This window comes from Enterococcus sp. AMC1623, assembly GCF_058216495.1.
In genome coordinates, this window is sequence record NZ_CM177096.1 from 120814 (window position 1) to 142261 (window position 21448).

Here is a 21448-nt window from a genome sequence, read left to right on the forward strand (position 1 = left end):
ATTTTATAGTAACTCTTTTCTTAATTCTTCATCTGAAATAGGTGATAAATATTTAGGTGCAATATCTAACACAGTATATGCGCCAAATGTTTGTTCATTTGCTAGACGAGCGCAAGCACGAGCATAGGCAACTAAAACACTTGCTGTAAACTCAGGATTACTGTCTAAATATAAGTTGTATTCAATCACTTGCTTAGTATTTTCATGTGTCGTTCCAGTATGCAAAACAGTACCTCCATGAGGCATTGCTTTATGGTCATGATTTAATTCTTCTTGCGAGATGAAATGAACTTCTGTATCGTAATCTGCAAAATAATTCGGCATCGTCACGATTTCTTCTTTGATTTTTTCAGCGTCCGCGTTTTCTTCTAAAACAACAAAACATTCTCTCAAGTGTTTATCACGTGTTGTTAAAGTTAGCTTTTCACCAGCTTTTAGACGTTCAATAATTTCTGTATTGGGAATAGTATATTGCGTAGCATCAGCCACACCGGCAATACGACGTAACGCGTCAGAATGTCCTTGACTCACACCTTTGCCCCAAAAAGTATAGGTTTCGCCATTTGGTAAAATACTTTGTGCGTATAAACGATTTAAACTAAAGAGACCTGGATCCCAACCTGTAGAGATAATCGAAACGGTTTGATTTTCTTTGGCAACCTTATCAACATTAGCAAAATGTTCAGGAATTTTTGCATGAGTGTCAAAGCTATCCACTGTATTAAATAAGTGTGTTAATTCTGGTGTTTGAATAGGTAGGTCAGTTGCAGAACCGCCACATAAAATACAAACATCGATTTTATCTTGATAAGCAGTTAAATCTTCCATTGTGTAAGCTGAGGCACCTTCTGTTGTAACTGTTTCTGGAGCACGTCGCGTAAATACACCTACTAATTCCATATCTTTATTTTGTTTTAACGCACGTTCCACACCGCGTCCTAAATTACCATAACCAATAATTCCAACTTCTATCATTGTGTCACACTTCCTTTTATTAAGATAAAAAAATTATAACATGTTTCATCGCCATGAGAGTAGGAGATGAAATATTTTTTTGCGTCTACTCGGAAGAACTGAAATTCTTATGGAAAATAACAGAAAAAAGGTAGACAAATAAAGTAGACGATGTTATAATAGTTGAGTCGTTGCGAATTTAACAGTAAATTTGTTAGATAAGATGACATGATGGCGACCGTGGCGAAGTGGTTAACGCACCGGATTGTGGCTCCGGCACTCGTGGGTTCGATTCCCATCGGTCGCCCTTTAATATATTTAATCTTGGGGTATAGCCAAGCGGTAAGGCAAGGGACTTTGACTCCCTCATGCGTTGGTTCGAATCCAGCTACCCCAGTTGTGAAGACAATTATCATTTTGGTAATTGTCTTTTTTTTATAACAAATTACCCGCAGTGATGAAAAAAATCACTACGGGCAATTTTGGTTAACTTAATAATAACTGGTCATCTTTTAATTCAGTACCGCTATTTTTTTGGAACATTTCCATTAATTGTGGCACGGTTAAATGACGTTTTTCTTCTTCGGAAATATCCACTACAATTTGTCCTTGGTGGAGCATGATTAATCGAGTACCATATTTAATGGCATCTTCCATATCATGCGTAACCATGAAAGCTGTTAGTTGATGTTCTTTAATTAAACGATCCGTTAATTCCATCACTGTAATGGAGGTTTTAGGATCCAATGCAGCGGTATGTTCATCTAATAAAATTAAGTCAGGACGAACCAAAGTTGCCATTAATAGCGTGATAGCTTGACGTTGTCCACCTGAAAGTAACCCAATCTCAGCAGTTAAACGATTTTCCAATCCTAGATTTAACGTAGCAAGTTGTTCTTTGAAGAAAGGACGATTTTTCATTTTAACAGCCAAGCTAAATCCACGTTTTTTCCCACGTTTTAAAGCCAAAGCTAAATTTTCTTCCACTGTTAAACGAACCGCAGTCCCCAGTTTTGGATCTTGGAATACGCGACTAATTGATTTTGAACGTTTGATGACAGAATCTTTCGTCACATTTTTACCATTTAGTAAAATAGTTCCTTGTTTTGGAGGAATCGCACCAGCAATACTGTTTAATAAAGTTGATTTACCAGCACCGTTTCCACCAATAATCGTAATAAATTCTCCAGGTTGAATAGTTAAATCAATGCCTTTTAAGACGTGATTTTCATTGATAGTTCCTTGTTCAAAAATTTGGTGTAAATCTTTAATTTCTAATACGGGAGTCATTTTTTCATGCCTCCTTTTGATTTATTTAGCCCTAGTTTTCCACGAATTTGTGGTAACGATAAACATAAAACTAGGACGATGGCAGAGGCAATTTTTGAATCGGCTGGTTCGACATTTAATTCGAAAACAATTGCTAAAATGAATCGGTAAATAATTGCACCAACGACAATCGTTATTAGTCTGAACAATAACGGTTGATTACGGAATAAAACTTCTGCAATGATAATCGAAGCTAATCCAATAACAATTGTCCCAACACCAGAGTTCAAATCAGCGAACCCATTATTTTGTGCAATTAACGCACCTGATAGGGCAATACAACCGTTTGAAATCATATAACCAATCATTTTCATGTTGTCGGTATTAATACCGTTTGCCTCACTCATATCAATATTATCGCCAGTTGCACGAATGGCTAGTCCAGTTTCTGTGCGGAAAAATAAAAATAGCAATAAAATAACCAGTGCAGCAATTAATGTACCAACAATAATTGTGGCATTAATTTTGTTTAAACCTAATGATTGAAACCAACTAAAAACTGTTTTTTCTCCTAATAATGCGATGTTAGGAGCTTGCATTACACGTGAAGTGACAGAATATAAGCCAGTCATTGTAATAATTCCCGCTAACAAAGCAGGGATTTTTAATTTCGTATGAAGTAATCCAGAAACCAAACCTGCTAATACACCACCAAAAAATCCTAATAAGGTGGCAATCCATGGTGAATAACCATTTGTGATACTAATTGCCGCAATCCCCGCGCCAAGTGGAAAACTTCCTTCGGCGGTTAAATCTGCAATATCTAAAATTCGAAAGGTGATAAAAACACCAATCGCTAACAATGCCCAAACGACCCCTTGGGAAGTCGCTGACTGTACTAGAATTAATATATCCATACTCATTCCTCAAATCTTATAAAATAATAACGAGGACGAGTGAGTATCGTCCTCGCAAACGCCTTATTCAGGTGCTTTAATACTTGCTGGATCAATACCTAACGCTTCAGCCATCTCTTCATTTACGACTAATTTTAATTCATTAGCGTATTCTACAGGCGTGGTGCTAGGTGTCGCATCGCCATCAAGGATTTTTGCTGCCATTAAACCAGTTTGTCTACCTAATGATTCATAATCAATACCGTATGTTGCTAAACCGCCAGCTTCTACTTGTTCAATAGAAGCCGCAACGATTGGTGTTTTTGTTTCTTTCGCTACTTCACCAACCACAGTTGCAGCACTGGCAAAGGTATTGTCGGTTGGAATGTAAATGCCATCAACGTCTTTGGCTAAACTTGTAGTAACTTGTTGCACATCATTGGTAGTGTTTGCCGTTAATTCTTTGACTTCAACACCAGCTTTTTCCAAGGCTTCTTTGGCTAAGCTCGCTTGAATTTTTGAATTTGCTTCACCAGCATTGTACATGATACCAATTGTTTTTGGATTATCAATGATGCTTAATAATAGATCGGTTTGTTTGCTAATATCTGGGACCATATCGGTTGTTCCTGTCACATTACGACCTGGTTTTTCATTGGAATCAACTAATTTTGCTTCTGCTAAGTCCGTAACTGCTGTTACAACAATTGGAATATCTTGGGTTTCATTGGCTAACGATTGAGCAGCAGGAGTAGCAATCCCTAATAATAAATCGGATTTATCTTTGACTAATTTTTCACTCATACTTTTCAAATTGTCTTGATTGTTTTGAGCATTTTGATAATCAATGACTAAGTTTTCGCCTTCTTTATAGCCGCCTTCAGCTAAACCTTCTTTAAAACCTTCGTATGCTGCATCTAATGAACCATGCTGCACAATTTGTAAAACACCAACTTTTTTTGCATCGCTGTCACCCTTTGACTCCTCGTTAGGTGTACCACAAGCAGCTAAAGCAAATACGCTCAACGCAACAAAGCTAGTTGTAACTAATTTTTTCATTTTCATTTTTTTTCCCCCTAGAATAATTTTTAAAAATAAAAAATCCATTCAGACAAGTGTCTAAATGGATGAAAAACATCTTAAAATCAACATTTTCAGCCATTTAGGAAGTGTCTACATGGCTAACAAAAGACCCTAGCCAAATAGATACGAAAATAATTTTTCCGCCTGTACCCAAATTGCCGACTACAAGCCTATCTAAAATAGCTAAAGTAAAAGTAATTCAATTGTGTTTGCGTATTTAGATTGGTCATAATAATCCCTCCACATTGAATGTATTCAGTATAAGAGAAAAAGGGGCGTTAAGTCAATCGAAAATTTCAAATCTTCAGAAATTTTCGTCAATAAAAAACATCCCCTCATATTACATGAAAGGATGTCACTGTTTATTTTGTCCGATATGAACGAATGGTATGTTGAATCTCTGAGATACTAAATAGAGTATCGTCATCAAATGTTCCATCAATAGTTGTATCTAGTTTGTCATTAAATAATTCTTCATAGGCTTCAATTGATAATTTAACACGTTGTTCTAATAGAGCAGTATGAACATCGGCCAACAAATAGTGTTCGTAGCCTTCAACTAAATGACCACTGAAAAATTCAGAAACAGCACCGGAGCCATAACTAAAAAGCCCAATTCGATCCCCAGCTTTTAAACTTGTGGCATGCTCTAAGAGTGAAATGAGGCCCAAATATAATGAACCCGTATAAAGATTCCCAATTCGGCGACTATAAGCGATACTTTCTTCATAGCGTGCAAGAATGCGCGCTTGTTCGTCTTCTGTTTCATTTTCTAAAATAGCAAGTAAGGCTTTTTTGCCCATTTTTGTGTAAGGAATATGAAAAGCTAAGGCTTGATAATCGGCTAGTGTATAACCATTTCGACGTGTATTTTCTTGCCAAACTTTTTGGAAGGCATTGATATACGTCTCGTTTGATAGTGGTCCATCAACTAGTGGATAATCATGGCCAACTGGTCGCCAGAAATCATAGATATCTTGCGTTAACATCACATTGTCATCATTCAAACTTAAAATTCTAGGATTAGCGGTAATTAACATCGCAACTGCCCCAGCACCTTGTGTTGGTTCACCACCAGAATTTAAACCATAACGCGCAATATCGGTTGCGACGACTAAGACTTTACTTTCAGGATGAAGAGTCACATGGTTTTTTGCAAATTGCAAACCTGCCGTGCCCCCATAACAAGCTTCTTTGATTTCAAATGAGCGAGCAAAAGGTTGAATTCCTAACAAACGGTGAAGGACAACAGAAGCGGCTTTTGATTCATCAATCCCTGATTCAGTTGCCACAATTACTGTATCAATTGTTTCTAAATCTTCCTCTGTCAAAATATGCTTGGCTGCATTGGTCGCAAAAGTTACGATATCTTGTGTTTTGGCATTTATAGCCATTTGATCTTGGCCAATCCCAATATGGAATTTATTTGGATCAACATCACGAGCATGAGCTAAATCCGTCATGTCAATAAAATAAGGCGGAACAAAAAAACTGATTCTATCTATACCAACAGTCATAGTTAATCTCCTTTAACGATAGTTTACTTTTATAAAGTAACATATTTTTGTGAAAATTAGGGAAAAAATAGCAGATAATTTAAAGATTGTTAAAGAATCTTTAGTAAAAAATGGTTATAATAAAGAGAAAGTTTTTTTTTCAACAGAAGAATGCTATAGTTCATTTTGGAGGTGGCAAAGTGGAAGAAGTTGTAATTATTGATGCCTTGAGAACGCCAATTGGAAAGTATCGAGGTCAATTTAATCAAGTTTCGGCTGTTACGTTAGGGACAACCGTCACACAGGCACTATTAAAAAGAAATCCAATGCTACAAAAAGAAGTACAACAAGTTATTTTTGGGAATGTTTTACAAGCAGGGAATGGTCAAAATCCTGCACGCCAAATTGCGTTAAATAGTGGGTTATCTTATGACATTCCAGCGTCAACAATCAATGAGGTTTGCGGATCTGGTTTGAAAGCAATCGCCTTAGCTAGACAAGCAATTCAATTAGGTGAAGCGGAGGTTGTATTAGCAGGTGGCGTTGAAAGTATGAGTCAAGCACCTTATCTGTCGCAATATGATAAACAAACAGACTCTTATAGCCAACCAAAACCAGTGATGATTAAAGATGGTTTAACAGATGCTTTTAGTGGCAAACATATGGGCTTGACCGCTGAAAATGTAGCGGAACAATTTACTATTACACGCCAACAACAAGATACGTTTGCGTTATATTCACAGCAAAAAGCAGCAGCAGCACAAGCAAAAGGCTATTTTGTAGAAGAAATTTTACCAGTAGAAATAGCAGAGACAGTGTACGAAAAAGATGAAGGCATTCGTCCTGAAACGACTCTTGAAAAATTAGGAACACTTCGCACTGTTTTTAAAGAAGAAGGCACAGTGACTGCTGGTAATGCGTCTACATTAAACGACGGTGCAGCAGGTGTCTTACTTGCATCAAAATCATTTGCTGAAAAGCATCAATTGCCCTATCTTGCTGTGATTAAAGATATTACAGAAGTCGGCATTGATCCAAGTATTATGGGGATTTCGCCAATTAAAGCGATTCGTTCACTTCTAGAACGCAACGCTTTATCGATAGATGCAATTGATTTGTTTGAGATTAATGAGGCTTTTGCAGCATCTTCTATTGTGGTTCAACAAGAATTGGCTATTCCTGATGAAAAACTCAATATTTGTGGTGGTGGCATTTCTTTAGGTCATCCAATTGGTGCAAGTGGGACGCGTATTGTGACAACTGCGGCGCATCAATTGAATCGGATAAATGGCCACTATGCAATTGCTTCTTTATGTGTAGGTGGAGGACTAGGGTTAGCTGTTTTATTAGAAAGAGCAGGCAAATCTGAAAAAAAGTTTTATGAGCTGTCTAGAGAAGAACGCTTAGATCAATTGATTGAAAAAAAAGTGCTGACTGTCAATGAAAAACCAGAATTGATGACGATGGCATTATCAGAAGAGATTGCCAATCATTTGATTGAAAATCAAATTAGTGAAGTATCGACGCCTTTGGGAGTTGGCTTAAACTTTATTGTTAATGGAAAATCCTATGTGGTACCCATGGCAACAGAAGAACCTTCTGTGATTGCTGCATGCAGCAATGGTGCTAAAATGGCCTCTTCATTCGGTGGTTTCACAAGTGAAATGACACAAAAATTATTGCGTGGACAAATTGTATTTATGAATGTTCACGATGCACAAATGATTCGCCAAACAATTGAGAACAAGCAAGCGGTCTTATTTGAAACAGCTCAAACAGTCTATCCTTCTATCGTTAAACGTGGCGGAGGATTACGAGAAATTCTTATTCGTGATTTTCCAGAAAATGAAAGTTTTCTATCCGTGGATTTACTTGTGGATACACAAGATGCGATGGGTGCTAATATAGTCAATACGATAGTAGAAGGTATTGCGAATGTTTTTCGTGAATGGTTTGATGAAGAAATTTTATTCAGTATTTTGAGTAATTACCCAACAGAAGCAGTAGTTAATGCTTCTTGTGCTATTTCTTTTGATGCTTTGGGCAAAAATGGTCGGGAAGTCGCTAAAAAAATTGCAGCCGCATCAACGTTTGCCCAACTAGATACTTATCGTGCTGCCACTCACAATAAAGGCATTATGAATGGCGTAGAAGCAGTGATTTTAGCGACAGGTAATGATACACGTGCGGCATCAGCTGCTATTCATGCATATGCGGCGCGTGATGGACAGTACCGAGGGTTGAGTCAATGGACAATGACGGATACTCATTTGCATGGGGCGATTCAACTTCCCTTAGCCTTAGGAACTGTAGGTGGCGCAACAAAAGTTTTGCCTAAAGCACAAATTGCATTGCAACTATTGGCAGTAGATCAGGCCAAAGAGTTAGCAGAAGTGATTGCTGCAGTAGGTTTAGCACAAAATTTAGCGGCCTTACGTGCTTTAGTATCAGAAGGAATTCAAAAAGGGCATATGTCATTACAAGCTCGCTCTTTAGCATTAAGCGTTGGCGCAAAAGGTGAAGACATTCAAAAAGTTGCTGACGAATTAAAGAAAACGACAATGAATGAAGCAACTGCACGAAGGATTCTTGCATCCATTCAAAAATAAACGCTAACGATTGGCAAATTCCTTGAGAAATTGTCAATCGTTTTTTTGATTTCGACGTTCAGGCATGAATTTCTAACGTTTGGGGCAAAAACGGTTCTAAAAAATTTCAGATGATATAATAAGAAATTATCGGGAGAAGGGCGGGAACAATATGAAAAAGAGAAAACCAGAATGCTTACTTGCTGCGCTTGTTTTATTAATTGCGTTTGCTTTCTTTTTTATCATAAATAATAATCGTCATTCGAACAGTGCAGAATCGACTATTGTTAAGCCGATTCCTAGTAATGAGGAGAAAGTTGTTACCTATGAAATTGTTGAACCAAAAGAAAAAAGTATTTATTTAATTAATATTAATCTTGCTAATCGAGAGTTAGAGCAAGAAGTGTTCAACACAACCAATTTAACTCGACCTATTGAAAAAACGTATTATTTAGAATATAAATCCGATGTAGGCTATTACTCTGTACGCTTATACGATGCCAAAGAAACTGTTCAAATCGGAACTGAAAAACAAGCGACTGATCGCATGACAGCCTTTATTCCTTATGAAAAAATCAATGATGGTGTAGTGGGGATTGTTTTGACAACGACAGATGAAGAAATCTTAAATAAAGTTAAACAGGATCCTGAAAATGCTGAAAAATATATCAGCACTGAAGATACGATTCAAAAACAAAAAATAGTAATTAAGTAAAAAGACTGACGCTAAATTTTTTGCGTCAGTCTTTCTTTTTATAGACGATTAATCACTTCATCGACATTTTTAATTGTGACGGAAATTGTTCCATCAGGATTATTGACGAATTCGATTAAATCAGGATTACGGTAAACATCTAAAGGGACAATTAATTCAATACCGTTAGACAATTTCAGTTTTTGTTTGCCATATTTTTTTTCAGAGATTTCTTTCACTTCTCGTAACATGGGCGCGCGATTAACAAACCCTTTATCCACGACTTCTTCTTGGAATGCCATTTGTGCCGTAATATTATCTTTGAACACTTTTTCGGCAATTTCTTTCGCGTCAATTTGTCCCGTTTCTTCAATCGTATCAAAGACCGCTTCTTTTACATCCGCTATAATATCATAAGAAGGGGCTTCAAATTTTTGCCCAATTTTTTCCGCCACTTTTTTGATGACTTTGACATTTTCTTCTAGAGAAGGAACAGGTTGAGATTCAATAACTTTCGTCGAGAAATAGAAACCTTTGTCACCTGAAAAGCTGTATTTTTTTTCGATTAGCTCATAAGCTAAACTTGTTAGATTCAGTGTTAAGCCTTCATCTGCTTTTTGTGTTTTTCCACCTAAAATAGCACGGTTAATGATTAATTTGTTTTGGATGCCGGTTTCATCAGCCTCAACGAAATGCGTATAAGCATCCGTGTAATTGACTTTCAGAAAGGCAACATACATTTCTGTATCCATTTCGTATAAAACGATAAAGACGTCTGCACTAGGGGCATCTTCGCTTTGATGGTAGATGTCATACCAACGAGCAACAAAGTGTTCGCTAAATTGAGTGAAGTCTGATTCCGCCACGTTGGCTAATTGGCCAATAGTAGAGTCCTCAACTAAAACACCTGTTTTAGTTTGTGCTGTTGATAATTTTTGAATTTTTTTTGTTAAATAATCGCGTATATATTCAGCCGTTAAATCTAATTCAACTTGCGAATAAACAGGATCACCTGCTTCACGATCAATGATGTGTAAGATGGCACGTTTTAAATAAATATCCATTTGCTTCGCTCCTTCAAAGTCTAGTGTACAAGAAAAATGGCTTTCTAGGAAGTAAAAGATGACAGTTGTCAAAAGAAGATGTGCTTGCTACACTGAATAAAAAGGAGGCCATTTACATGGACATTACAGAACGATTAGCCAATTTTCCAGAAGCAGTAACCAATGCGTTGAGTGATAATTTTATTTTCTTAGTTGACGCAAATAAAATTCAACATTATCCTGCACGTGATTGGACGAAAGAGGAAGTGTTAGCATCGTTAACAGAACGATTAGGAAGTGAGTATACGCTTGAAGAATGGCAAAACACCGTGCTGGCAATTAATAAAACACGCGACTTATTAGCGATTATTCCTAAATATCAGTACATCAATCAGTTAAAATAAACGCTTTATTTTTATATTACTCTCATTTTTTGCATTTTTTCATGAAAATCTCTGTTCAATTCATAAATTTTTTCATATAATCGAAAAGGTATTGAAAGGGGAACATCATGAAAAAGAAACAATTAGCAAAATTAAAAAAACAATTTCGTCCTTCTTTTGAAGTGGCACGTAAAATGCTCTTTGAAAGTTTAGAAGAAAAAACGGTTGAGAAATACAACTTAACAACAAAAGTGTACATTAAATCTGAAAACAAACAAGAACTAGCGATTGAACTTGTGGATGATAATGAAGCGGTAAACAATTATGTGATTACGGTACCATTAGATGAAAATTTCAATGTTGCTGTCAAACGTATTCAAAGTCAAGAAAAGGGATTTCTAGAGCGCTTCAGTAGTAATTTAGCGGATGAAGTAGCAAGCTACTGGACACCTGCAACTCCAAAAGTGGCTAAAGAAGTACCTGAATCAAATGAAGATGAAGGAAAAAAATCAATAGATGGACTAACTTTTGTTGAATTTAACGAACAAATCCAAGCTTTTCCTAAATTCCAAGTTGAGCAAGTAGCGGAAGAAATTCGTGTGATTGAAAAAACAGCCAAAGAAAATCGCTTGCTAGCAACTATTTCTGCTGTTAAAGAAAATGAATTTGTTATTGAATCTGCGTTGGAACGCAAATACAAACTAAAATTAGACGTAATTCCGATTATTGAAGCTTTTGCGCAAACATCAATTGGCAATCGCTAATAAATTACTAAAAATATCCGAACTATCAAGAGTGGACAGTGCCAATTCTAATGAATTTGCGACAAATTTACTCTAGTAGTTCGGATATTTTTTTATCATCAGAATATTGTTTTACTCGTTTTCGATAGGTTTATTATCTAAAATGAGTAACGCAATCATCACATACGCAATCCAGCTATCTCGTGAATACAACGTGTAGCGAGAAATCCATTGACTAGCATATTTTTCTTTATAGTCACGTAAACCTTGAAAAGAATAAAAGTGACTGCCAAAAGAATAGACTAATGAGGCGATGCGTTCTTGTAGAAAGCTTTTCCGTGATTGTCCCACATTAGCTAACGGTGCCATTCCTAAATCGAAATACTGAATTCTCGATTCTTTCATGTAATCAAATAAATGAATAAATAAGAAATCCATACTGCCAGAAGGGGCTTTTGTTGGATGGTGACGCATTAAATCAATCGTGCCAATTTCTTTAGTGTAGCTAGGAATAATATTGGCAAAAGAGACGATTTCATTTTCCGAATTCTTTACGACAGCAATCGGATTTCTTTGCAAATATGCTTCTGAGAAAAAGCCTAATGAAAAGCCTCGTTCTTTGCGACCATCTAACCATTCTTCAGAAATAGCTTGTAAGGCTACCATAGTTTCTTTTGAAAACGGAGGCTGTAAGACATCAAAAGAAAACCCTTCTTTGTTAATTTTATTCAATACGGCACGTGTTCCCCGCATTTTTTTGCCAGAAGTTGTAAATGTCTCTAAATCAACTAAAGCTTCTTCACCCATTTTAATAAAATCATAACCAAAATCATGTAAAATCATGACCATTTCTTCACGTGACTCGTAAAAAACAGGTAGATAGCACCAACGATCTGCTTCTTGAATAAACGCATCTACAGCATCTGCAAAATCTTCACGTTTTCCAGAAGGATCGCCCATGACGACGCATTTATTATTAATGGTACTAAATTGTAAAAAGACAGTTGGTTCGTCGTTATTTTTATAAATAAAGACTGATTTATCTTCTAAAAAGACTAACTCGCTATCGCTATTACCACCGTATGTTTCAAGAATCGTTTGCACATCGGCGTGCTGGATGTCATCGCCAATTTTTTTCTTAGGTCCTTGTAAATAGCGAACCATCAATAACATACACGCTGCGACAACGCTAATAACGACGAAGCCAGAAAGCCAAATTTTTTCAGAAGGCAATAAGAAAAAGCTCATAAAATGATGAGGACGATGAGGAATCTCAGGTAATTGAAAGACGCCAATAATTAAATATAAAACAGTTAATACGCCAAAGACAAACCCATCAATCGTTAACCATTCCCAAGAATACACAAATTGTTCTCGAGTTAATTCTGATTTTGAAACCATTACAATTAGCAATAAACAAATCAGATAAAAGATAGTAATAAAACTAAAATCGATCACAAATGAATACACAATAGCGGCACTAATTAATAAAATAGTTGGCCAATATGCACGTTTAACCTGAGCAGCAATTCCTCGTCCCATAATTAAAAGCGTAAATCCGATTAAAATGCTCGGAAATTGGACAACAAAATGAAAGCGGAAAGGATTTAAGTGACTTAACCATGGAAAATCAGTAAAGGCTTGCGGAATAGTTGCTAAAAGTACCATCATAATTCCAGAAAAATACAGTAAACCAGTTTCTATTTTATGGAAAATTTCTAAGGTCAGTTGTTTAGGAATGCCTTCGTATTTTTCATCAAAATTTTTGAAAATATGTTTAAAGAAGAGAACCATACCGATCCCAACTGGAATTCCGTAATAACACACACGGAATAATAAGAGCCATAAAACGACCATCTCACGTTCAATTCCTAATGACGAGAGACCTAAAATCATCATGACATCAAAACTACCTAATGCTCCCGGAATCATCGATACAATTCCGATAATAATTGCAGAAATAAATAATGGTAAGACTTCCCATATTGAAAAATGAACACCTAACAAATAACCAATACTTAAGAAACTAACGACAACTCCAGTCCATTCTAAAAAAGAAGAGGCTAACAATGACAAGCGGAATTTTCGCTCGAGACCACCAAGCAAGCCTTCTTTTTTTAAACTGGTAACAAAATACACAATTGGGAAATATAAGCTTCCACCTACCAACCAAGGCCAATATTGTTTGAGATAGTCATTAGTATGGAATAAATGGATAGCAGCAAATGAAAAGAAACTGTAAATCGAGAGTCCCGATAAAACAAACAATAAAATTTTAGTTAAGGCGCTAAAAATTTCTTTACTCGCTTTTTTTCCATAAAATTCAGAGCGCAAGCCCATGCTAACTAGACCACCAAAACCAGCAATATTATTAATGGTATTAATCACCCAGCTTGTTTCTAAAATGTAACTCGCTTTGTAATCTAATTGCAGCATTCTTTTTAAGGTAAAATCATACCCAGACATTGGTAAAATAGCGAGCAGACTAATCAAAATCATCGCACCAATTCGCCAAAAGGGTATTTCTTTAAATAATGTCGTTAGTTGTTCAAATGAAATTGTTTTGGCAATTGATAACAGCTCGGCACTGACAATAATTGATAAAATTGCAACAAATAAAGTTTTTAATAAGGTCTTATGTTGAACGACCCATTGACTAATTTTTTTCAATTTCTTCTCCTCCTAAAAATGAAAGAACTTCTTGATTGAAATTATTGGCGTCTTTCCTTGCCAATGTGTGACCTTGCTTTGGCACTAAAACAAATTTAGCTTGCGGGAGATGATTGACAATCATTAGCGTGTGTTTCAGTTTAATGTCATCCTGTTTACCTACGATGACCAAAGTTGGAGCGGTAATTTCTGTTAAATCCTTTTGACTTAATCCAATATCATGGGTCATCAGCCCGATAATTGGTCGTTTTTCACGTGCACGTTCAAAGAAAAAAGCAAGGAACCAGTAGGCAAAATACTGTAAATAAGTCAAAATAACCCAATAATTTTTTAACCCAGTTACTTTCGTATTACCTGCATTTAAAACCATTCGATTTACTTTTTCAGGATGAGTATGTGCGAAAACCATTGCAATGTTAGCTCCATCACTAAAGCCTAAAATATTAGCACGAGTGATATTTTCATGTTCCATAATGGCATTTAAATCATCAGCCATTTGTTGGAAAGAAATTTTTCTAGCAGTGTTAGTTGAATGCCCTTGACCACGACTATCTAAGACAAACACTTGAAACTCTTTCATAAAACTTTGAATTTGGTAATGGAAATAGGTTCCATCGTTGTTATTACCGTGTAGTAAAAAAAGTGGGAAACCTTGTCCATAAATTTCATAAAAGAGGAGACTACCATCAGCTACCTCTAAATATCTTTTTTTACTTTCCATGTTAATCACCTGTTTTCTTTTCCACTTAGAGTAAAGTATAGCGATTTTTTTATTTTTTTGATACTGAAAACCAGCGAACAATTCTGTAAGTTAGAGAAAGGTTGTGTTTTTTTTAAATTTTGTAAATTTCTTTAATGGAGATGGACATCTTTACTGAGACATAGTAGTCTGAAATCTGATATTAAAAAGTTTGGATGATTAGTATGAAATTAAAAAAGAAATCTTGGATTCGTTATTTATTTCAAATTGTGCTCCTCTTATTATTAGTAATAGGTAGCTATTTAGCGTATCGTAATTATCGAATTCTAAAACAGATTCATCAGTATGATGCACAAGTAGAAGCAGCAGTAAAAGAGCAAGGAATTCCTGAATATAAAGATTTAGCTTTAAGTATTATTTTTACTGAAACTAAAGGAGTGGGCGATGATCCTATGCAAAGTTCTGAAAGTGCCCATGGACAACCCAACCAAATTACAGAATCAGATCGTAGTATTGAACAAGGTGTAAGTTATTTATCTGAAGCTATTGCAAAGTCCAACGCAGCAAACACTGATTTATGGACAGCTGTTCAAGCTTATAATTTCGGTTTGGAATACATTGATTATGTTGCGGATAATGGTGGGAAAAACACACTCGAATTAGCTGAAAAATATTCTCGAGATATTTTATCACCGCTATTAGGAAATGACGATCAAACCAAATACCGCTATATTGGTCTGCATTCTTTTATTTACAATGGTGGTTATTTATATCATAATGGGGGCAACCTGTTTTATGCAGAATTAGTGAAATTAAACGAACAGAAAATTAAATGGACCAATTTTTTGTTTGAATAAAAACAAATGTAGGAGAGTATATCATTTATGGAAAACAAAAGTCACAACACAAAAAGCGGTGGAGCAGACTGGATTTTGCGCTTTGTGAAAGGGATGTTCATTGGCTCAGGATTTATTTTACCAGGAGTTAGTGGAGGAGCCTTAGCAGCTATCTTCGGAATTTATGAACGAATCATTTCGTTTTTGGCCCATATTACAAAAAACTTTAAAGAAAATGTCTTATATTTTATTCCCGTTGGTTTAGGCGGAATTACTGGCGTTTTCTTATTATCTTTTGCGGTAAGCTTTCTATTAGGTGCATATGAAACAATTATTTTATGGTTTTTTGTCGGTTGTATTATTGGAACAGTTCCTGCTCTTTGGAAAGAAGCCGGAAAAAAAGGGCGTTCAACCCGTGATATAATCATTATGATTGTTAGTTTCATTGCTGGTTTTCTTTTCTTATGGCAAGGGTCAAGCCTTTTCTCTGAAGTGCCGCAAAACTTTTGGACATGGATTATTGCAGGTGGTTTAATTGGATTGGGAATGATTGTTCCGGGTCTAAGTCCTTCAAATTTCTTAGTTTATATGGGCATGTATAAAGCGATGTCTGATGGTATAAAAAATGTCGATTTCAGTGTAATTATTCCGATTGCAATTGGTGGGATTGTTACCGTATTAGGTTTATCTCGAGTAATGGATTATATCTTTAGTAAAGCTTACGCGCAATTATTTCATTTCATTTTAGGTATTGTTTTTGCCTCAACTGTAATGATTATACCAACAAATTATACTGGTTTTACTGCGATGAATTTTGTGATGTGTGGTGTCTTGTGTTTAGCAGGTATCGTATTAGGTGCTTGGATGAGTCGTTTAGAAGAACAATACAAATAAGACAAACAGGAAATGCTTTAGGGTATTTCCTGTTTTTTAGTTATCTAGAGTTAATTTATTTTCTATAGATAGAAACAAATAACTTGAAAAGAACTGAGAATGTGATAGAATGAATGATGTGAAAAACTGTCTATTTTAGAATCGCGCTGATTTCGATTAGTGCGATTTTTTACCGATAGATAAGCTCATCTTACAGTAAATACAGGAGGTGAGTGTCAGTGGCAAGAATTCCACAGCACGTGATTGATGATGTCCGTAGTCGAACGAATATCGTTGAAGTAATTGGACAATATGTTCAGTTAAAAAAGTCGGGTAGTAAAAATTACACTGGTTTATGTCCGTTTCATAATGAAAAAACACCGTCGTTTTCAGTCGCTGAAGATAAACAATTTTATTATTGTTTTGGTTGTGGACGTGGTGGCAATGTCTTTAGTTTTGTTCAAGAGCTAGAGGGCATTTCGTTTAGTGAAGCAGTTGTCAAAGTTGCGGAGATTGAAGACATTCCCGTTGCTGAAAATTACCGACAAGCGCCACAAACCAATCCAGAATCATCCAAAACACAGCAACTGATTAAATTGCATGAAAAAGCTAGTGAAGTTTATCATCATATGCTCGTCCATACGACAGCTGGTCAAGAAGCATTGGATTATTTGTTGCAGCGTGGTTTGACAGAAGAATTGATTGAAGAATTTCAAATCGGATTTGCGCCAAATCAACGAGAGTTTTTGGAACGAATTTTTCACAATGAATCCTTGGATCCTCAGTATTTTGCTGAATCGGGATTATTTGTTGAAAGAGATGCTGGTTTAGCTGATCGTTTCTATCAGCGAATTATGTTTCCTATTCGTAATTTTCAAGGGAAAATTATTGGCTTTTCAGGACGATGGTTACAAACAGACGCTTTTCCAGGTGAAGACCAACCCAAATATTTAAACAGTCCAGAAACAAGTTTATTTAATAAACGTGAAGTATTGTTTAACTTTGATAAAGCACGTAGTACCATTCGTAAAGAAGGTTCTGTCTTTTTATTTGAAGGGTTTATGGATGTTTTGGCTGCCTGGCAATCAGGTATTCAAAATGGTATTGCTTCAATGGGAACAAGTTTAACGAATCAACAAATTGCTGCGATTGAACGTGTTTCAAAAGAATTAATTCTTTGCTATGATGGTGATAAAGCCGGAATCGAAGCGACCAATCGAGGCATTGAACTTTTACAAGAGCATAGCCATCTTAATTTAACTATTGTGAGTGTTCCAGAGCGTTTAGACCCGGATGATTACGTCCGAAAGTATGGTAGTGAAGCTTTTCGTGAGTTAGCTTACCATGGTCGTGAGACGGTTTTTTCATTTAAAATGAAATATCGCAAGTTAAATCGTAATCTTGCAAATGAAAAAGAACAGTTAGAATACGTGCAAGAACTTTTACAAGATTTGTTACAAGTAGATTCACTGCTTGAACAAGATCGTTACTTAACACAACTATCAACTGAATTTCAAATTAGTCGGGAAACCTTGCAACAACAATTACGTCAGCTTAAACAAGCACGGCGCAATGAAGCAAGAACACCTACGCATGTTGAACCAGAACAAATTCCACTTCCACCACCAAGTGTGGTTCGCAAAACTCAGTTGGAAAAGGCGGAAGAACTTCTTTTGTATCGATTATTTAATGAAGACTCATTGAATCGTCGTTTCAAAACATTACAATTAACCTTTGCTCATGAGAAATATCAAGAATTATATGTCCTTTTCGACGCTTATGTTGAAATGGAAGGAGAATTTATTGTTTCAAAATTTCTCGATTTTCTCAAAGATGAGCAAATGAAACATCTAGTCATTACAATTGCCAGGCTCAATGTTCCGGAAGAAAGTACGGAACAGGAGTTTCAAGACCTTGTACGCATTATCCAAACGTCTAGCATTGTTGAAGAAATAAATAAAAAACGAATTCAGCAACAAGAAGCTAGTCAAAAAGGGAATCAACAATTGGAATTGGAATTGGCAGTTGAAATAATAAATCTTACTAAGCAATTGAAACAAGCCAAATAGCACATTGAAGGGGGACTTCTTTCATGGCAGAAGAAACAAACAAAACATATGAAAAAGCAGTTGCCGAATTTATCCGCGCAAACAAACCTAAAGGACAAGTTATCTATGATGAATTGTCAAATCAATTAGCAACACCTTACTCGTTAGATGCAGATGGAATGGACAAATTAATCCAAAAAGTTGAGGATGCTGGAATTAGCGTCGTTGATGAAAATGGTGAACCATCAATTCATAGTCTAAAGACAACTGAAAAAAAAGCACCAGAACATACCCAAGAAGATTTATCTGCGCCAACAGGTGTGAAAATTAACGATCCGGTTCGTATGTATTTAAAAGAAATCGGACGTGTGCCATTATTGACTGCTGAAGAAGAAGTCGACTTAGCCCTAAAAATCGAAGAAGGCGATCAAGAAGCAAAACAACGTCTAGCAGAAGCTAACTTACGTTTGGTAGTAAGTATCGCTAAACGCTATGTTGGACGTGGTATGCAATTCCTTGATTTAATTCAAGAAGGAAATATGGGTTTGATGAAAGCTGTTGAAAAATTTGATTACCGTAAAGGATTCAAATTCTCTACTTATGCTACATGGTGGATTCGTCAGGCGATTACGCGTGCGATTGCTGACCAAGCGAGAACGATTCGTATTCCAGTTCATATGGTGGAAACAATTAATAAATTGATTCGTATCCAACGTCAATTATTGCAAGACTTAGGAAGAGAACCAACGCCAGAAGAAATTGGTGCTGAAATGGATTTACCTACTGAAAAAGTTCGTGAGATTCTAAAAATTGCTCAAGAGCCAGTGTCCTTAGAAACGCCAATTGGTGAAGAAGATGATTCTCATTTAGGTGATTTTATTGAAGACCAAGAAGCAACAAGTCCAGCTGAACATGCTGCTTATGAATTGTTGAAAGAACAATTAGAAGATGTGCTAGATACGTTAACTGATCGTGAAGAAAACGTGCTACGTTTACGCTTTGGAATCGATGATGGTCGTACCCGCACATTAGAAGAAGTAGGCAAAGTATTTGGGGTAACTAGAGAACGTATTCGTCAAATTGAAGCAAAAGCATTACGAAAATTACGCCACCCATCTCGTTCAAAACAATTGAAAGACTTTTTAGAATAAACACACATACGAAGACTTTTAAAAGCTCCTTAGACTTTTAAAAGTCTTTTTGTTAAAAAAATAGATAATTTCCTGAAAATTAGGAGTAATTTTTCGCTTTTTAGGAAATTTCAATATGAACTTAACAAAAACGTAATGTGAGGGGTATTGGCTAACTTTTCAATATATGGTAGATTATTTTTGAGAAAGTAAAAGGAGCAAAAATAGATTGATGAAAAAATGTCCACATTGCGAATTTGAATTAATTGCTGATCAGAAGTTTTGTCCCAATTGCGGCGCTAAATTGATTGATGATATCGCAATAAAACCAGAAAATGATAATATTAAATGGTCAGAATATCAAGATGTACCAATTGAATCCGTTATTGAGCATTTTTCTGAATTGCATGATGGAAATGATGACGAAGAGGCAGAAACGGATGAATTTGCGGATAACCCAATTTTAGCTGAGTATATTCGTAAACATAAAGATGGTTATAAAGAAGCAGCTGCAGAAGAACTGCAAGAACCCGTTGGAGAATCAGCAGAAGTTGTAGAAGAACCAGAACCAGAACCTGTTGAAGAGCAACCAACCGAAGAACCAGAAATACCTGTTGTACCAGTAACGGAAGATTCTGATGAAGTTGCAGAGACACCAGCAGAGGAACCAGAAGAAGTAAAAGAAATTTCTGAAGAAAAAATAACAGCAGTCCCTGTTATAGATCCGATTCCTGAACCAATCAAAGCATCTGAACCAGAAGTGAAACCGGAGAAAAATATTGAACCGCAACCTGAAAAACAACCAACAACACCAAAAAAATCTAAGAAAAAATATTGGTTAACTGCTGCAGCATTAGTAGTTGTTGCAGGTGGAGCGTGGATGTATTACGATAATCAGCAAAAAGAAAAAGCTGAAGCGGCTCGTCAAGAACAATTGCGTGTCGATACAGCAGTTGCTCGTATTGAAACAGAATTAGGGAACTTTTATTTGGATCAAGAGGAACAATTCGTAGTTCCAGGCAAAACAGCAGCAGATGTTGAGAAACTAATGCAAGAATTAGAAGAATATTCTTCAGAGCCGAAATATGAGGAATTGAAGGATAAAGGTCAAAAACTACAAGTTAAAATTGCTGTTCTTGATCAAATTAATAGTCATTTTGCAGAACCAATTGTTGTTGGCGATGAACTAAAAGAAAATGTTCATGTCAAAGACGGAGATTCAGTAGATATGGCATTATTAACCGAAGATACACCGTTTGCTAAGTTAATTAATCAAGCAATCAAACAAGGCAAGGAAGAATTTAAAGAATTACAAGCAACAAATGCTGCTGTTGAATCTTTAACATCAAACTATAAAGAGGAACAGTTAAGCGATTCAGTAACGCGTAAAGACTATGAAGACACAAAAGAAAAAGTTGATAAACTATTTGAAGGCGAAGAGAAAAAAGCTTATTTGGCACAATTAGCAACTATTGAGAAGGCACTCGATAAACGTGAAGCAGAAGCTCAAGAATTAGCTGAACAGCAAGCACAAGCAGCGGCAGAAGCAGCACAAAATGAAGCTTCATCAAATCAACAGACTGAGCAACCTGCCCAAACTGAACAACCGCAAGCTGAACCAGAAGCGCCTGTTCAAGAGCAAACACCAACTACACCACAAAACAATGCAGGTTCAGAAATTTTAGGACCAAATACACCGAAAAATAGTAACAATGAACCAATTATCTCTTCCCGTCAAAGTGATATTGATGATGCGAATAATCCCGCATGGAATTGGGCGCCAGGTGTATATGACAAAGTAATTAACGAATCGATTAAACGAGGTTATATTGTTGAAGGTGGTTTCTATGTTGAACGTGTCCGAATTGAAAATGGTGAAGGCTATTACAATCTATACGCAACGTCAAATAAATCGTCCTTACTAAAAGGAACCTCAGAATCAGCTTTACCAATGTATCTATTTACTATTAACGCGAAAACAGGTTTCTTCCGAGGAAATGGAAGCAACTAAAAAAAGAAGCAAGCAACTCTTGTCTCGCCCC

General features: G+C 36.1%; 17 protein-coding genes and 2 tRNA genes. 11 read left to right on the forward strand and 8 right to left on the reverse strand.

The window, feature by feature from the left end; translation table 11 throughout:
• Positions 1-3: 3 nt before the first annotated feature.
• A complete protein-coding gene (locus tag AC4BC7_RS00620; protein ID WP_490503513.1) occupies positions 4-975 on the reverse strand; it encodes a diaminopimelate dehydrogenase in 972 nt (323 codons plus the stop codon).
• 213 nt (positions 976-1188) lie between these two features.
• Here AC4BC7_RS00620 and AC4BC7_RS00625 point away from each other — a divergent pair.
• Positions 1189-1261 (forward strand) — tRNA-His (locus AC4BC7_RS00625).
• Positions 1262-1279: 18 nt separating this feature from the next.
• Positions 1280-1351 (forward strand) — tRNA-Gln (locus AC4BC7_RS00630).
• Positions 1352-1440: 89 nt separating this feature from the next.
• On the opposite strand, the gene AC4BC7_RS00635 is transcribed toward AC4BC7_RS00630, so the two are convergent.
• The 4 genes from AC4BC7_RS00635 to AC4BC7_RS00650 all read right to left on the reverse strand — a co-directional run bounded on the left by AC4BC7_RS00635 (position 1441) and on the right by AC4BC7_RS00650 (position 5719).
• Positions 1441-2244: an ABC transporter ATP-binding protein gene (locus tag AC4BC7_RS00635; RefSeq protein ID WP_207872094.1), complete on the reverse strand. Its 804-nt coding sequence runs from the start codon at positions 2242-2244 to the stop codon at positions 1441-1443.
• On the reverse strand, positions 2241-3140 hold the full coding sequence (locus AC4BC7_RS00640; protein ID WP_490503514.1) for an ABC transporter permease: 900 nt from the start codon (positions 3138-3140) through the stop codon (positions 2241-2243). Before AC4BC7_RS00640 ends, AC4BC7_RS00635 begins: the two co-directional genes overlap by 4 nt.
• 63 nt (positions 3141-3203) lie before the next feature.
• Positions 3204-4184 (reverse strand): ABC transporter substrate binding protein, encoded by a 981-nt coding sequence (locus AC4BC7_RS00645; RefSeq protein ID WP_490503515.1) that lies wholly within the window; start codon positions 4182-4184, stop codon positions 3204-3206.
• 380 nt (positions 4185-4564) lie between these two features.
• Entirely contained in the window at positions 4565-5719 is a 1155-nt protein-coding gene (locus AC4BC7_RS00650; protein ID WP_207872103.1) for a hydroxymethylglutaryl-CoA synthase, read from the reverse strand.
• Positions 5720-5898: 179 nt separating this feature from the next.
• On the opposite strand from AC4BC7_RS00650, the gene AC4BC7_RS00655 reads away from it, so the two are divergent.
• Together AC4BC7_RS00655 and AC4BC7_RS00660 are read left to right on the forward strand one after the other, a co-directional pair.
• Positions 5899-8307: a hydroxymethylglutaryl-CoA reductase, degradative gene (locus AC4BC7_RS00655; RefSeq protein ID WP_490503516.1), complete on the forward strand. Its 2409-nt coding sequence runs from the start codon at positions 5899-5901 to the stop codon at positions 8305-8307.
• A 151-nt stretch (positions 8308-8458) separates the two neighbouring features.
• Complete coding sequence (locus AC4BC7_RS00660; RefSeq protein ID WP_490503517.1) at positions 8459-9001, forward strand: hypothetical protein; 543 nt, start codon at positions 8459-8461, stop codon at positions 8999-9001.
• A 38-nt stretch (positions 9002-9039) separates the two neighbouring features.
• Here the strand turns inward: AC4BC7_RS00660 and AC4BC7_RS00665 are convergent, their stop codons facing one another.
• Positions 9040-10044 carry a nucleoid-associated protein gene (locus AC4BC7_RS00665; RefSeq protein WP_490503518.1) on the reverse strand — a complete coding sequence of 335 codons (1005 nt, stop codon included), beginning with the start codon at positions 10042-10044 and terminating at the stop codon, positions 9040-9042.
• Positions 10045-10160: 116 nt separating this feature from the next.
• Here AC4BC7_RS00665 and AC4BC7_RS00670 point away from each other — a divergent pair, with 116 nt between their 5' ends.
• Together AC4BC7_RS00670 and AC4BC7_RS00675 are read left to right on the forward strand one after the other, a co-directional pair.
• Positions 10161-10427 (forward strand): hypothetical protein, encoded by a 267-nt coding sequence (locus tag AC4BC7_RS00670; protein WP_490503519.1) that lies wholly within the window; start codon positions 10161-10163, stop codon positions 10425-10427.
• A gap of 107 nt (positions 10428-10534) precedes the next feature.
• Positions 10535-11170, forward strand: a complete 636-nt coding sequence (locus AC4BC7_RS00675; RefSeq protein ID WP_490503520.1) for a hypothetical protein — start codon at positions 10535-10537, stop codon at positions 11168-11170.
• 111 nt (positions 11171-11281) lie between these two features.
• Here AC4BC7_RS00675 and mprF read toward each other — a convergent pair whose 3' ends face one another.
• Entirely contained in the window at positions 11282-13819 is a 2538-nt protein-coding gene (gene mprF, locus AC4BC7_RS00680; protein WP_490503521.1) for a bifunctional lysylphosphatidylglycerol flippase/synthetase MprF, read from the reverse strand.
• Positions 13806-14540, reverse strand: a complete 735-nt coding sequence (locus AC4BC7_RS00685; RefSeq protein WP_490503522.1) for an alpha/beta fold hydrolase — start codon at positions 14538-14540, stop codon at positions 13806-13808. The genes mprF and AC4BC7_RS00685 overlap by 14 nt, the downstream gene beginning before the upstream one ends.
• 203 nt (positions 14541-14743) lie before the next feature.
• Here AC4BC7_RS00685 and AC4BC7_RS00690 point away from each other — a divergent pair, with 203 nt between their 5' ends.
• The 5 genes from AC4BC7_RS00690 (at position 14744) to AC4BC7_RS00710 (ending at position 21417) form a co-directional block, all read left to right on the forward strand.
• Positions 14744-15376 (forward strand): lysozyme family protein, encoded by a 633-nt coding sequence (locus AC4BC7_RS00690; protein ID WP_207940058.1) that lies wholly within the window; start codon positions 14744-14746, stop codon positions 15374-15376.
• A 27-nt stretch (positions 15377-15403) separates the two neighbouring features.
• Complete coding sequence (locus AC4BC7_RS00695) at positions 15404-16249, forward strand: DUF368 domain-containing protein (RefSeq protein ID WP_490503523.1); 846 nt, start codon at positions 15404-15406, stop codon at positions 16247-16249.
• Positions 16250-16467: 218 nt separating this feature from the next.
• Positions 16468-18297 carry a DNA primase gene (gene dnaG / locus AC4BC7_RS00700; RefSeq protein ID WP_490503524.1) on the forward strand — a complete coding sequence of 610 codons (1830 nt, stop codon included), beginning with the start codon at positions 16468-16470 and terminating at the stop codon, positions 18295-18297.
• A gap of 23 nt (positions 18298-18320) precedes the next feature.
• The gene (rpoD, locus tag AC4BC7_RS00705; RefSeq protein WP_207940061.1) at positions 18321-19427 is read left to right on the forward strand and encodes an RNA polymerase sigma factor RpoD; all 1107 of its coding nucleotides are present in this window, start codon (positions 18321-18323) and stop codon (positions 19425-19427) included.
• Between the two features lie 211 nt (positions 19428-19638).
• Entirely contained in the window at positions 19639-21417 is a 1779-nt protein-coding gene (locus tag AC4BC7_RS00710) for a cell division site-positioning protein MapZ family protein (protein ID WP_490503525.1), read from the forward strand.
• Positions 21418-21448: the final 31 nt, after the last annotated feature.